This is a genomic window from Nonomuraea longispora (genome assembly GCF_004348345.1).
In the GTDB taxonomy this organism is placed as follows: Bacteria; Actinomycetota; Actinomycetes; order Streptosporangiales; family Streptosporangiaceae; genus Nonomuraea; species Nonomuraea longispora.
Window position 1 is genome coordinate 67,293 of record NZ_SMJZ01000005.1, and the last position, 12,879, is coordinate 80,171.

Consider the following 12,879-nt stretch of genomic DNA (forward strand, 5'->3'; position numbering starts at 1 on the left):
ACAGCGTGTCGTACCTCAAGGTGCTCGCCGAGCAGGCCCGCGAGCAGCGCATCCGTTACCAGAAGCCCACGCGCTGAGTGAGCCCCCGCCACCTCGCCCTCGCCGTCGGCATAGCCGCCGTCTGGGGCTTCAACTTTGTCGTCATGCAGACCGGCCTGCGGCACTTCGCACCCCTGCAGTACGCCGCCCTCAGGTTCGCCCTGGCGGCGTTCCCCGCCCTGCTGTTCGTGGGGCGGCCGGGAGTCGCATGGCGCTGGGTCGCCGGGGTGGCGGCGGCCATCGGCGTGGGCCAGTTCGGCCTGCTGCTCGTCGGCATGCGGGCAGGCATGCCGGCCGGGCTGAGCTCTCTCGTCCTGCAGACGCAGGCGCTGTTCACCGTGCTGTTCGCCGCCACACTGCTCGGTGAGCGGCTCACCGCGCGCCGCGTCGCGGGGCTGGCCGTCGCCTTCTGCGGGCTCGCCCTGGTCGCCGTCGACTTCGGCGTGTCGGGCCCGATAGGCGCGTTCGCGCTGTGCGTGGCCGCCGCGGCCGCCTGGAGCGTCGGCATCATCGTCCAGCGCCGGGCCGCGCCACCCGACTCCCTGCGTTTCATGGTCTGGGTCAGCGCCCTGTCGGCGCCACCGCTCCTGCTCATGTCCCTGGTGCTGGAAGGGGTCCCGTCGCTGGACGTGCCGCTCGAAGGGTGGTTGTCCCTCGCGTACGTGGCGTTCCTGTCGACACTGGGCGGCTTCGGCGCCTGGGGATGGCTGCTGCGCCGCTACGACGCCTCGACCGTGGGGCCGTACGCGCTGCTCGTGCCGGTGTTCGGCCTGTCGTCGGCGGCGCTGGTGACCGGCGAGCCGCTGTCGTGGCCCACGCTGCTGGCGGCGGCGCTCATCCTCGCCGGCGTGCTCTACGCCGGCAGCAGGCCCCGCCGCCGCCTCCGGGACGTCCCTCAGGCCCTCTCGCGGCGGCCCGCCTAGGAAACGGCGGCCGCGGCCGCCTTCGCCGCCGCGGGCAGCGCGTCGGCGACCCGGCCGAGCGCCTCGTCGTCGTGCGAGGCCGACAGGAACCACGCTTCGTACGCCGACGGCGGCAGATGGACGCCCTGCTCCAGCATCGCGTGGAAGAACGCCGTGAAGGCGGCGGTGTCCTGCGTATTGGCCCCGGCGAAGCTCGTCACCTCCGTCTCCGTGAAGAAGATGGAGAACAGGTTGCCCGCCCGCTGCAACCGGTGCGGCACCCCCGCCGCCGCGAGCGCCTCGGAGGCCGCGTCGCCCACCTGGGACGCCGCCGCGTCCACGCGCGCGTAGACGTCGTCGTCCAGCGCCCTGAGCGTGGCCAGCCCGGCCGCGCAGGCCAGCGGATTGCCCGACAACGTGCCCGCCTGGTAGACGGGACCCTCGGGCGCCAGATGGCCCATGACGTCGGCCCGGCCGCCGAACGCCGCCGCCGGCAGCCCGCCGCCCATGACCTTGCCGAACGTCATCAGGTCGGCGTCGACCGGATCAAGGCCGTACCAGCCGGAGCGCGACACCCTGAAGCCCGTCAGCACCTCGTCGACGACGAGCAGCGCGCCGTGGGCCGTGCACAACTCGCGCAGCCTCGCGTTGAAGCCGTCGCGCGGCGGGACCACCCCCATGTTCGCCGGGCACGCCTCGGTGATCACGCACGCGACGTCGCCGGCGGCGAACGCCTGCTCGACGGCCTCGACCGAGTTGTACGGCAACACGATCGTGTCGGCCGCCGCGGCCCCCGTGACGCCCGGCGTGTCCGGCAGCCCGAACGTCGCCACCCCCGACCCCGCCGCGGCCAGCAGCGCGTCGACGTGCCCGTGGTAGCAGCCGGCGAACTTGATCACCTTGGGCCGCCCGGTGAAACCGCGCGCCAGGCGTACGGCGCTCATCGTCGCCTCGGTGCCGGAGCTGACCAGGCGCACCTTCTCGACGGGCGCGACCCTGCCGACGATCTCCTCGGCCAGTTCGACCTCGCCGGGCGTGGCGGTGCCGTAGGAGAAACCGCGGGAGGCCGCCTCGGACACGGCCTCCACGACGGCGGGATGGCGGTGGCCGAGGATCATCGGGCCCCACGAACAGACCAGGTCGACGTAGCGGTTGCCGTCGACGTCGGTGATGTAGGGGCCCTGCGCCGAGGCCATGAAGCGGGGCGTGCCGCCGACCGCGCCGAACGCGCGCACCGGAGAGTTGACGCCCCCTGGCACGAGCCGGCGGGCGCGGGCGAACAGGTCCTCGGAGTTCTGTGTACGGCTCACCGACCCAGGTTATCCGCGGGCCTCCGCGCCCCTCGCCGCGGGACGAGCCCGCCACGGTGGCAGAGGTCATGACCTCAGTCGGCCAGCCACTCCAGGATGCGCAGCGGGTCGGGCAGGGGCAGACCGTCGGGAGCCCGCAGCCAGGAGACCGGCTGCCCGGCGGGCAGCGTGGACGGCGGCGCGACGACGTAGCTGTCGCGGCAGTGCCAGCGCAGCCCAGGCGTGTCGTCGATCGTGGCGGGGTCGCAGTCGAGGTGGCACGACCACCACTCGTCCTCGTCCTCGGGGTTGCCCCGCGTGGCCACGTAGAACAAGACCCGGTCGCCTTTCGCGGCGACCGGGCCCGAGTGCGCGTCGGCGTTGTCGATGCGGGTGAGGGCGGAGAGCCCGATCGCGAGCGGCACGTCGAAGACGTCGAACACGCGACCGGTGGGCAAAATCACGTTGGCTTCCGGCTCGGCCTGCCACCAGCGCGTGAGCAGCGCCGGATCGGTCGTGGCCTGCAGATGCCAGGCGGGCGAGAGCGGATGGGCGCCGGGGTCGGGACAGCCGAGGCGGTCACACGAGCACGCGCGCGGCCCCTGACGCAGCGGGAACGCCCCCGGGACCACGGGCCAGCCCATCGCGGCGTAGTCGAGCACAAGCTCGATGCGAGTCGGACGCGACCGTTTTCCGGTACGCCGAGCCAGTGGTACCCCCACCATTGGTGTCTCCCGTCGAGTCCAGCGCCTGAGGAGGTCCCGGCTCCGGGCCGTACGCACACGCGGGACACACCGGCACTTGGTTGCCTGACGAGAACCTGCTCATCAGCGTGCCTGGTCGAGGCCGTGGCGACCACCGTGCGACAGCTTTCTCGTCTGGTCGCACTCTAACGCACGCGCCTCACGCGTTGACGGGAACCCCTCGGTTAAGACGCCGCGCCACCTCGGTGGCCCAGTAGGTGAGGATGAGGTCGGCCCCCGCACGTTTGATCGCCACCAGCGACTCCGTGATCGTCCGGTCGCGGTCGAGCCAGCCGTTGGCGGAGGCGGCCTCGATCATGGCGTATTCGCCGCTCACCTGGTAGGCCGCCACGGGCACGTCGGCCTCGTCGCGGAAGCGGGCGATGACGTCGAGGTAGGCCATCGCCGGCTTCACCATGACCGCGTCGGCGCCCTCGGCGAGGTCGAGGCGGAGCTCGCGCAGCGCCTCCTCCAGCGGGCCCGCGGGATCCTGCTGATGGGTGCTGCGGTCACCGAACTGCGGCGCGCATTCGGCGGCGTCGCGGAACGGCCCGAAGAAGGCGGAGGCGTATTTGGCGGTGTAGGCCAGGATCGGGACGTCACCGTAGCCGGCGCCGTCGAGCGCCGCCCGGATCGCCCCCACCTGGCCGTCCATCATCCCGCTCGGGGCCACCATCTGCGACCCGGCCGCCGCCTGGGCGACCGCGATCGAGGCGTAGCGCTCCAGCGTGGCGTCGTTGTCCACGTCGCCCGAGGGGGTCAGGATGCCGCAGTGCCCGTGGTCGGTGAACTCGTCGAGGCACGTGTCGGCCATCACGACGACGGAGTCGCCGACCTCGGCGGTCACGTCGCGCAGCGCTACCTGCAGGATGCCGTCGGGGTCGTCGGCGGCCGAACCGCGCGCGTCCTTGACGGCCGGGATGCCGAACAGCATCAGCCCGCCCACCCCGGCCTGCGCCGCCTCGTGGGCGGCCTTGCGCAGCGAGTCGCGGGTGTGCTGCATCACGCCCGGCATCGAGGCCACGGGCTGCGGCTCGGCGAGTCTCTCCTTGACGAACGCGGGCAGGATCAGCTCGGCGGGATGCAGCCGCGTGCCGGCCACCATGCGCCGCAGGGCGGAGCTCCCGCGCAGCCGGCGGGGACGTGCGACGGGGAATCGCGCGCTCATCTGCCTCTCCTCCTGGCGCCCCGGCGGTTCTGTGAAGGCCTGCGCGGGATGTCGCCCGCGGCCACGGCCGCCTGGCGCTGCTTGGCTCCGAACTCGGCCAGCGCTGTGGCCAGAGCGGATGCGGACGGTTTGCCGGCCATGACGTCGACGCGGAGCCCGAACTCCTCGGCTGTCTTGGCCGTCTGCGGCCCGATGACCGCGATCACGGTGACGTTGTGCGGCTTGCCCGCGATGCCCACGAGGTTGCGCACGGTGGACGACGACGTGAAGAGCACGGCGTCGAAGCCGCCGCCCTTGATGGCCTCCCGGATGGGCGCGGGCGGCGGCGCGGCCCGCACCGTGCGGTAGGCGGTGACGTCGTCGCACTCCCAGCCCAGCTCGGTGAGGCCGGCCACGAGCGTGTCGGTGGAGATGTCGGCCCGCGGCAGCAGCACGCGGTTGATCGGGTCGAGCATCGAGTCGTAGGGCGGCCACTCGGCCACCAGCCCCTCGGACGACTGCTCGCCCGAGGGCAGCAGGTCGGGCTTGACCCCGAACTCGACCAGGGCCCGCGCGGTCGCGTCGCCCACCGCGGCCACCTTGAGCCCGGCGAACGCGCGCGCGTCGAGACCGTATTCCTCGAACTTCTCGCGCACGGCCTTGACCGCGTTGGCGCTGGTGAAGGCCACCCACTCGTAGCGGCCGGTGACCAGGCCCTTGATGGCGCGGTCCATCTGCTGCGGGGTGCGCGGCGGCTCGACCGAGATGGTCGGCACCTCCTCGGGCACCGCGCCGTACGAGACGAGCTGCTCCGACAGACTGCGGGACTGCTCCTTCGTACGCGGCACCAGCACCCGCCACCCGAACAGCGGCTTGGTCTCGAACCAGGACAGCCTGTCGCGCGACGCCACGGCGTCGCCGACCACGATGAGGGCCGGCTCGGTGAACCCGGCGTGCTTGAGGTCGGCCTGGAGCCGGCCGAGCGAGGACACCACGGTGTACTGCTCGGTGGTGGTGCCGCCGCTGGTGACCGCGACAGGCGTGGTGTCGGGCTTGCCGCCGGCCATGAGCGCCTTGCCGATGGCGACGGCGTCGCCGATGCCGTGGTAGATCACGAGGGTGCCGCGGCAGGCGGCGTGAACGGGCCAGTCCTGCTCCTGTGCCGCGTCGACCACCCGGAACTCCGGCACCTCACTGGCCGCGGGGATGCCCGCGTAGTCGAGCACGGCGGTCGCGGACGGCACGCCGGGAACGATCTCGAAGTCCACCCCCGCCGCGGCGCAGGCCCCGACCTCCTCGGTGATCGAGGAGAACAGCGTCGGGTCGCCCTCACAGAGGCGGACCACGACCTCCCCCCGCGCGGCTCGTCTGACGGCGGACTGGAGGTCGCCCTCGACGACCTCGACGCCTTCACGGCAGTGCCGCAGCAGTGGGCCGTGCGCTTCCGTGTCGAGCACCACCACGCCGGCCTTGCCGAGCAGCTCGGCTGCGCGCAGCGTGAGCAGCTTGGGATCGCCGGGACCCGCGCCCACGAAAGCGACGAGACCGGAGGTTGGACTATCGGAGCTCAATGGGACTGCTCCCCCATCAATCTGTCGGCCCCTGCGGAGATCATCTCGGTCGCCAGGAGGCGGCCCAGGTTAGCAGCCTCCGAAGGAGGGCCGGCGGCGGACTTGCGGACCGCCTCGCGGCCGTCGATCGAGACGACCACTGCGGTCAGGTTCAGAGTGTGCCCGGCATCGGCCGCGAACGCACCCACCGGTGCGGAGCATCCGGCCTCGAGAGCGTTGAGCACCGCGCGTTCGGCGGTCACCGCGGAGCGGGTGCGCGGGTGGTCGAGCACGCCGAGGAATTCGACCAGGTCGGCGCGGTCGGCACGGCACTCCACCGCCAGCGCGCCCTGCCCGGGTGCGGGCAGCAGCTCCTCGACCTCGAAGATCTGCGCGATCTCCGCGTCGCGGCCGATCCTGCGCAGGCCGGCCGAGGCGAGCACGACGGCGTCGAGCTCGCCGGAGGCGACCTTGCCGATGCGCGTGTCGGCGTTGCCGCGGATCGGGACGTAGTCGAGGTCGGGTCGCAACGCGCTCAGCATGGCGACCCGGCGGGGCGAACCGGTGCCGACCCTGGCTCCCGGGGCGAGGTCGGCGAACTTGCGCGGCCCGACCAGCGCGTCGCGGTGGTCGTGGCGGGCCGGCAGCGCGGCCAGCGTGAAACGCGGATCCTGCGTGGTGGGCAGGTCCTTCAGCGAGTGCACGGCGAAGTCGACCTCGTCGTCGAACAACTTGTCACGCAGCGCGCTGACGAACACGCCCGTGCCGCCGAGCTGCGCGAGGTGCGCCTTGGTCACGTCGCCGAACGTCGTGATGCCGACCAGCTCGATCGCGCGGCCGGTGCGCTGGACGTAGGCGTCGGCGACCATCTGGGACTGCTTGGTCGCCATCAGACTGCGGCGGGTGCCCAGCCGCAGGGTGGACGGAAGCGATGTCACAGCTCCACCTCCCTCACGGCCTCGGGCATCGACGGATCAAGGTCGAACAGTTCGCGCAGCGCTTCGGCATAATGATCGCCTCCCGGGCAGGTCGCGAGCCGCTTGACACGCACGGTCGGCTCGTGGAGCAGCTTGTCGACGACCCGCTGCACGGTCATGGCCACCTCGTCGCGCGCCCGCTCGTCCAGGTCGGGAACCCGCATGAGGAGACGCCCGAGCTCCGACTCGACGACGCCGGCCGCCTTGCTGCGCAGCGCCACCACGGTCGGCGTGACCCTGGAGGCCCGCTCGGCGTCGAGGTAGGCCCTCAGCTCCTCCGCGACGAGGGCGCGTACGGCCTCGACGGCGTCGCCCTCGCGCGCGCCGACGCCCGAATCCTTGATCGTCTCCAGGTCGACCAGCGTGACGCCGGGCACGGAGCGTACGGCGGGGTCGATGTCGTGCGGCAGCGCCAGGTCGAGCAGGAAGACCGGCCGGGTCAGCATGCCGGGAGTTATGACGTGGCGGCCCGCGCCGGTGCAGCTGATGACGATGTCGGCGCCGGCCAGTTCGCCGGCCACGGCGGAGAACTCGACCGCCCGTCCGCCGACGGTCTCGGCCAGCCGGACGCCGCGCTCGTACGTGCGGTTGGCCACGACGATGTCGGTGACCCCTGCCTTCGCCAGCGTGGTGGCGGCCAGCGAGCTCATGGAGCCCGCGCCGACCACCAGCGCCCGCCGCCCGGCCACGTCGCCGGCGAGGGCGAGGCCCGCGGTGACGAGGGAGGCGCCCGCCTGGTCGATGCCGGTCTCGTGGTGGGCTCGCTTGCCGACCCGCAGCGCCTGCTGGACCAGCTCGTTGAGGGTGGCGCCGACGGTGCCGCGGCGCTGGGCCAGCTGGAGCGAGCGGCGGACCTGTCCGAGGATCTGGCCCTCGCCGACGACCATGGAGTCGAGGCCGCACACCATGGAGAACAGGTGTTCGACGGCCCGCTCCTCGTAGTGCACGTAGAGGTGGGGCGTGAGCTCCTCGACGGGGACGCCCGAGTGCACGCCCAGCAGGCGGCTGACGGCGGTGACGGCGGCGTGGAAGCGGTCGACCGTGACGTAGACCTCGACCCGGTTGCAGGTCGAGACGACCATGGCCTCCGCCACGCAGGGATCGTCCTGCACGTCGTGCAGGAGCTTGGCGAGCGCGTCACCCGTCACCGAGACACGCTCCAGCAGGGCCACCGGCGCGGTCCGGTGGCTGAGTCCGATAGACAGAACACTCATTGACCGTCCACCGCCATGAGTGGCCCCCCAGCCTTGCGTTGCTCGTGGAACGCGAGAATCTGCAGTTCGATTGATAGGTCGACTTTACGGACATCGACGCCATCCGGGACCGAAAGCACAACTGGGGCGAAGTTCAGGATGCTGGTCACCCCCACGGCTATCACGCGATCACACACCTTCTGCGCCGCCGCCGCCGGTGTCGCCAGAACCACGATCGAAACTCCACGCCCGGCGATCACGGCTTCCAGTTCGTCGATGTGCTCCACATTCAATCCCGCGATGGTGTCGCCCACGACTTCGGGGTCGGCGTCGAGGAGCGCCGCGACCCGGAAACCCCTGGAGACGAAGCCGCCGTAGTTGGCCAACGCACGCCCGAGGTTGCCGACCCCCACGATGGCGACCGCCCAGTCTTGCGTCAGGCCGAGCTCGCGCGAGATCTGGTAGACGAGGTATTCGACTTCATAGCCTACGCCACGAGTGCCGTACGAACCGAGATGTGACAGATCCTTGCGGAGCTTGGCGGAGTTGACCCCGGCGGCCCCGGCCAGATCCTCGGAGCTGACGGTCGCGATGCCCCGCTCGGCCATCCCGTGCAGCGCCCGCAGGTACAACGGAAGCCTGGCGACCGTCGCCTCGGGTATGCCGCGGTCACGGGGTTGGGACGGGCTCTTCACGTGCCGGAGCTCCAGGGAACAGGCGGCTTGGGGACCGCGGTGAACGGAATCGAACCGTCTTTCAGGTTAATCCCTTTGTGAACCAATGCACAAAGTCGCGGGGACGAAGTGGCGGACGTCTCGCATACCGTTGGCCTCATGCATCGCATCACCTTGCTCGGCAAGCCCGGCTGTCACCTGTGTGACGACGCGCGCGAGGTCATCGCCAGAGTGGCCGGCGAGCTCGGCGTGCCGTGGGAGGAGGTCAGCATCGACTCCTCCGAGGAGCTCAAGGAGAAATACTGGGAAATGATCCCAGTCACCCTGATCGATGGCGTGCAGCACGATTTCTGGCGGGTCGACGAGGCCCGGCTGCGCGCCGCGCTGAACGCCTAGAACATCACCGTCGGCAGCGGCACCACCTTGGCCGCGTTGACGTTGAGCTCGATGACATTGGTGGCCAGCACCATCGTCTGACGCTCGTTGATGAACCTCTCGACGTGCGGCTGGCGCTGGTGGTCACGGTAGGCGACCTCGTCCCGGTAGAGCTCGTAGACGATGCGCTGCAGCGGCGCCGACTTGACCGCGTGGCAGGCGTAGACGAGCGTGTCGGGCTCGCCGCGGCGTACGGCCTCGACGGTGGCCTCGGCCAGCCGGTCGAACGCGTCGCCCGCGCCGTCCATGATCGTGAAGACGGTGAGCAGGCCGTAGATGTTGGGCGAGGGTTTGCCGCCGCCCTGTTGCTGCTGCGCCGGGGTGAACACGTCGGCGCCGGGGAAGACCGAGCCCGTGCCCGGCATGGCGAAGTCGGGCCGCTGGGGCGGCACGCCCACGGGTGCCGCGCCGCCGTTCATGATGTAGCCGGTCGAGGGCCCGTCATCGGGCGGCGGCGCCATCCGGGCGGCGTAGTCGACCTCCTGGTCGCCGGCACGATATTCGGCCACCAGGTCACCCAGCCCCGACGACCTGCGCGGCGGATCGGCCGCGGGCACGCCCTCGGGCCTGCCCCGGGGAGCGGGCTGCTCGTCGCGGAACATCGGCCGCTCACCCGGAGCGACCGGCGGGACGACCGGTGGCGCGACCGCCGGCACGGCCCCCCGCTGCTCGCGGTGCTGCGCCCGCTCCTCGCGGCGCTGAGAGCGATCGTCAGCGCGTGGCGGGCGCTCGTCGTGCTCGGGACCGAAATCGTCCTCATCGTCGTCGTACGGCGCCAGAGGCCGCAGCGCGGTGTACCAGACGGCCGCCGCGGCGACCGCGAGCAGCGCCGTGGTGAACACCGGGGGCACCGGGAACCGCATCGCGCCCACGAGGGCCAGCCCCGACGGGACGATGACCGCCGAGGCGTGCAGGTTGTCGGTGTCGTACTCGTCGCCGTTGCGCCATTTGAGGCCGGCTACCACGAGCATCGCCAGCATCACCAGCGCGTCGATGATGTGCACGCCGGTCAGCAGGTAGCTGGGGATGATCGCCCAGACGGCCGCGGCCGACGGCAGCTCCTCGCTCATCGCCTCGACCCTGAGCGGGTCGAACATCATGATCGCGACGGAGACGACGGTGAGCGCGATGCCGAGCAGCCACGCGAGGAACCTCGGCGGCACCTTCTCCGCCAGCAGTTGCACCAGGCCGACCGACAGCCAGAGCGGGGCCAGCAACGATCCCGTCACCTGGTAGATCCGGAACGTGACGCTGCCGAATCCGAAAAAGGAGCCGATGGCGATCACGCCCAGGGACAGCGCGAGCGCCGCCACCGCGACGGTCCAGGCGATCAGCCAGCCGTCCGGCTCGTCCCGCAGGCGTTGGATCAGGGCGCCCGCCGCGATCGCGGCCAGGAGCGCACCGGCAAGGGCTATGACAGCAACGAGGATCTCCATGGTGACTCCAATGCTGCCGGACTATGCCTCCCAGCCGGTAGCCGTAGACGAAACGTGCCTGCTCGGGCCACCTTCGGGGACCGAGGGCAGCGAGGTGCGCGCCGCAGGCGGCGGGGATTCGCGGTAACACGGTATCTTCCGATTACGCCTAGTCATGCCAGCATGCTGTGGATTGTGGAATTTCCGGTTGATTTCTAGAGTGTTCGAGCAGCCGCACCCCTTACCCCCAGGGATACCGGATGCCTGACTCGTCGCCGTTCACCGGGCTGCTTGCGCCAGCGGGCGCCGCGCCTGCCCCGACGGGCGAGCTCGCCGTGCGCGAAGAAGTGCCCGAAGACATACGTACGCTGGTGCTTCATGCCAAGAACGGCTGCACGGAGTCCTTTGGCACGCTCTACGACCGCTACGTGGATCTCGTCTACCGCTACATCTATTTCCGGGTGGGCTCCCACCCCCTCGCCGAGGACCTGACCAGCGAGACCTTCCTGCGCGCGCTGCGCAGGATCGCCGACTTCACCTGGCAGGGCCGCGACTTCGGCGCCTGGCTCGTGACCATCGCGCGGAACCTGGTGACCGACCACTTCAAGTCCGGCCGCTACCGGCTGGAGGTGCCGACGGGAGAGGTGATCGACGTCCCGCTCGACGGGTCGCACATCCCGGAGAACGCCGTGGTCACGGCCATCATCCACGACCGGGTGCTGCGTGCCGTCCGCGAGCTCAACCCCGAACAGCAAGAGTGCGTGGTCCTGCGCTTCCTGCACGGGCTGTCGCTCGCGGAGACCGCGCTGATCATGGGCAAGAAGAGCGGGGCGATCAAGGCACTGCAGTTCAGGGCCATCCGGGCGCTGGCCAGGTCCCTCAAACACGACCTGGCGTAACCTCCACCATCGGCACCTCGTTAGGCAGATGTCACAGCAGGATCCGTAAGGGAGCCGACATGAGCAGGGCACGCGAGCGGCGGGAGCGCGTGCTCGAACATCTGACGGAGCTGCACAGGCTGCCGCTCGGCGGCGCCCCCGATCCCGTCTTCCGCGAGCGGCTGCGCGCCGACCTGGTCAGCGGGCGCGTCTCCGCCGAGTTCCCGCCCGACGAGCCGGCACGCTTCAGGCACGCGCACCGCCGTCCCGCGCGCCGCGGACCACTGCTGTCGCAGCTGGCCGCGTTCGGGCTTTCGGCGGCCATGATGGCCGCGTCCTTCGTCACCTACCAGGCGGTGCCCGGCGACTCCCTCTACCCGCTCAAGCGCGCCGCTGAGAGCGCTCTCGTCGGGCTCAGCACCAACGACGCCGCACGCGCCGAACGCGAGCTCCGCTCGGCCAAGACCCGCGCGGAAGAGGTCGTCAGCCTCCTCGGCTCCTCCGACGGCGGCCCGCTGGTCGGCAAGACGCTGAAGGACATGGAGGAGTCCACGCGCGCCGGCGTCAGCAGGCTGCGGCGGGCCGAGCCACGCTCCCCTAAGATCAAAAAATTCGCCCGCCACCAGAAGGAGGTCGTCGGTCCCATGTTGCGGCAGCTCAGGCGCGACCAGCTGGCCCAGGCCGAGGGCTACCTCGACTACATCGAAGGTCTGGTCGCCCCCGGGTAGGTCGATAAGCTGAAGCGCATGTGGCGGCTATTGCGACGACGACACGGAACGGAGCCCCAGGCCGCCGGCGAGGCCGCGGCACAGGCGGCGGTCACCGTCGCGCCGGTCGAGCGCGACCTCCAGTCGGCTGCCTTCTTCGACGTCGACAACACGATGATGCGCGGCGCCTCGATCTATCATTTCGCGCGCGGGCTGGCCACCCGGGGCATGTTCACCACGTCCGACCTGTTCAAGTTCGCGGTGGGGCAGGCGGTGTTCCGGCTGCGCGGCAACGAAAACCCCGAGCACATCGCGGTGGCCAGGGAGACCGCGCTCGCGTTCGTCGCCGGGGCCAAGGTCGACGACGTCGTACGCCTCGGCGAGGAGATCTACGACGAGGTCATGGCCGACCGCATCTGGGGCGGCACGCGGGCGCTCGCGCAGAGCCACCTCGACGCGGGCCAGCGGGTCTGGCTGGTCACCGCCACCCCCGTCGAGCTGGCCAGGGTCATCGCCCAGCGGCTCGGGCTGACGGGCGCGCTCGGCACGGTCGCCGAGTCCAGCAACGGCGTCTACACCGGCCGGCTGGTCGGCGACCTGCTCCACGGCCCCGCCAAGGCCGAGGCGGTCAGGGCGCTGGCCCGCAGAGAAGGGCTCGACCTGACCGAGTGCACGGCCTACAGCGACTCGGCCAACGACCTGCCGATGTTGTCGCTGGTGGGGCACGCCGTGGCGATCAACCCCGACAGCGAGCTGCGCGAATACGCCAAGAAACACGACTGGCCGATCAGGGACTTCAGGACCGGCCGCAAGGCCACGCTGACGGCGCTGCCCATCGCCGCCGGCGTGGGGGCCGTGGCGGGCGGCATCGCCGCAGGCATCGCCCTGCGCAGGCACTACCGCGCGCAGGGCTGAGGCCCGCCACCGCTG

General features: G+C 71.2%; 13 protein-coding genes. 5 read left to right on the forward strand and 8 right to left on the reverse strand.

The genetic code is table 11. The features are described from left to right. Positions 1 to 77 precede the first annotated feature (77 nt). Entirely contained in the window at positions 78 to 962 is an 885-nt protein-coding gene (locus tag E1267_RS02765; RefSeq protein ID WP_132329342.1) for an EamA family transporter, read from the forward strand. On the opposite strand, the gene hemL is transcribed toward E1267_RS02765, so the two are convergent. The 7 genes from hemL to E1267_RS02800 form a co-directional block, all read right to left on the reverse strand. Then, positions 959 to 2,251, reverse strand: a complete 1,293-nt coding sequence (gene hemL, locus E1267_RS02770; RefSeq protein WP_132329345.1) for a glutamate-1-semialdehyde 2,1-aminomutase — start codon at positions 2,249 to 2,251, stop codon at positions 959 to 961. The genes E1267_RS02765 and hemL overlap by 4 nt on opposite strands. A gap of 74 nt (positions 2,252 to 2,325) precedes the next feature. Continuing rightward, entirely contained in the window at positions 2,326 to 2,955 is a 630-nt protein-coding gene (locus E1267_RS02775; protein WP_132329348.1) for a bifunctional DNA primase/polymerase, read from the reverse strand. 178 nt (positions 2,956 to 3,133) lie between these two features. Beyond that, positions 3,134 to 4,141: a porphobilinogen synthase gene (gene hemB, locus E1267_RS02780; protein ID WP_132329351.1), complete on the reverse strand. Its 1,008-nt coding sequence runs from the start codon at positions 4,139 to 4,141 to the stop codon at positions 3,134 to 3,136. Beyond that, the gene (locus E1267_RS02785) at positions 4,138 to 5,652 is read right to left on the reverse strand and encodes a bifunctional uroporphyrinogen-III C-methyltransferase/uroporphyrinogen-III synthase (protein WP_132329354.1); all 1,515 of its coding nucleotides are present in this window, start codon (positions 5,650 to 5,652) and stop codon (positions 4,138 to 4,140) included. The genes hemB and E1267_RS02785 overlap by 4 nt, the downstream gene beginning before the upstream one ends. 35 nt (positions 5,653 to 5,687) lie before the next feature. Beyond that, positions 5,688 to 6,608, reverse strand: coding sequence for a hydroxymethylbilane synthase (hemC, locus tag E1267_RS02790; RefSeq protein ID WP_132329357.1), 921 nt, complete (start codon positions 6,606 to 6,608; stop codon positions 5,688 to 5,690). Next, positions 6,605 to 7,861: a glutamyl-tRNA reductase gene (locus E1267_RS02795; protein ID WP_132329360.1), complete on the reverse strand. Its 1,257-nt coding sequence runs from the start codon at positions 7,859 to 7,861 to the stop codon at positions 6,605 to 6,607. The genes hemC and E1267_RS02795 overlap by 4 nt, the downstream gene beginning before the upstream one ends. Beyond that, complete coding sequence (locus tag E1267_RS02800) at positions 7,858 to 8,535, reverse strand: redox-sensing transcriptional repressor Rex (protein WP_132329363.1); 678 nt, start codon at positions 8,533 to 8,535, stop codon at positions 7,858 to 7,860. Before E1267_RS02800 ends, E1267_RS02795 begins: the two co-directional genes overlap by 4 nt. A gap of 138 nt (positions 8,536 to 8,673) precedes the next feature. Between E1267_RS02800 and E1267_RS02805 the strand changes: the two genes are divergently transcribed. Further along, the gene (locus tag E1267_RS02805) at positions 8,674 to 8,910 is read left to right on the forward strand and encodes a glutaredoxin family protein (protein WP_132329366.1); all 237 of its coding nucleotides are present in this window, start codon (positions 8,674 to 8,676) and stop codon (positions 8,908 to 8,910) included. On the opposite strand, the gene E1267_RS02810 is transcribed toward E1267_RS02805, so the two are convergent. Further along, on the reverse strand, positions 8,907 to 10,385 hold the full coding sequence (locus E1267_RS02810; RefSeq protein ID WP_132329369.1) for an antibiotic biosynthesis monooxygenase: 1,479 nt from the start codon (positions 10,383 to 10,385) through the stop codon (positions 8,907 to 8,909). The two genes, E1267_RS02805 and E1267_RS02810, sit on opposite strands and share 4 nt — an antisense overlap. Before the next feature lie 239 nt (positions 10,386 to 10,624). Between E1267_RS02810 and E1267_RS02815 the strand changes: the two genes are divergently transcribed. From E1267_RS02815 to E1267_RS02825, 3 genes are read left to right on the forward strand one after another with little or no spacing between them, the layout of a single operon-like run. Next, entirely contained in the window at positions 10,625 to 11,263 is a 639-nt protein-coding gene (locus E1267_RS02815; protein WP_132329372.1) for a sigma-70 family RNA polymerase sigma factor, read from the forward strand. 59 nt (positions 11,264 to 11,322) lie between these two features. Further along, the gene (locus tag E1267_RS02820) at positions 11,323 to 11,970 is read left to right on the forward strand and encodes a DUF5667 domain-containing protein (RefSeq protein WP_132329375.1); all 648 of its coding nucleotides are present in this window, start codon (positions 11,323 to 11,325) and stop codon (positions 11,968 to 11,970) included. 18 nt (positions 11,971 to 11,988) lie between these two features. Continuing rightward, positions 11,989 to 12,864, forward strand: coding sequence for an HAD family hydrolase (locus tag E1267_RS02825; RefSeq protein ID WP_132329378.1), 876 nt, complete (start codon positions 11,989 to 11,991; stop codon positions 12,862 to 12,864). Positions 12,865 to 12,879: the final 15 nt, after the last annotated feature.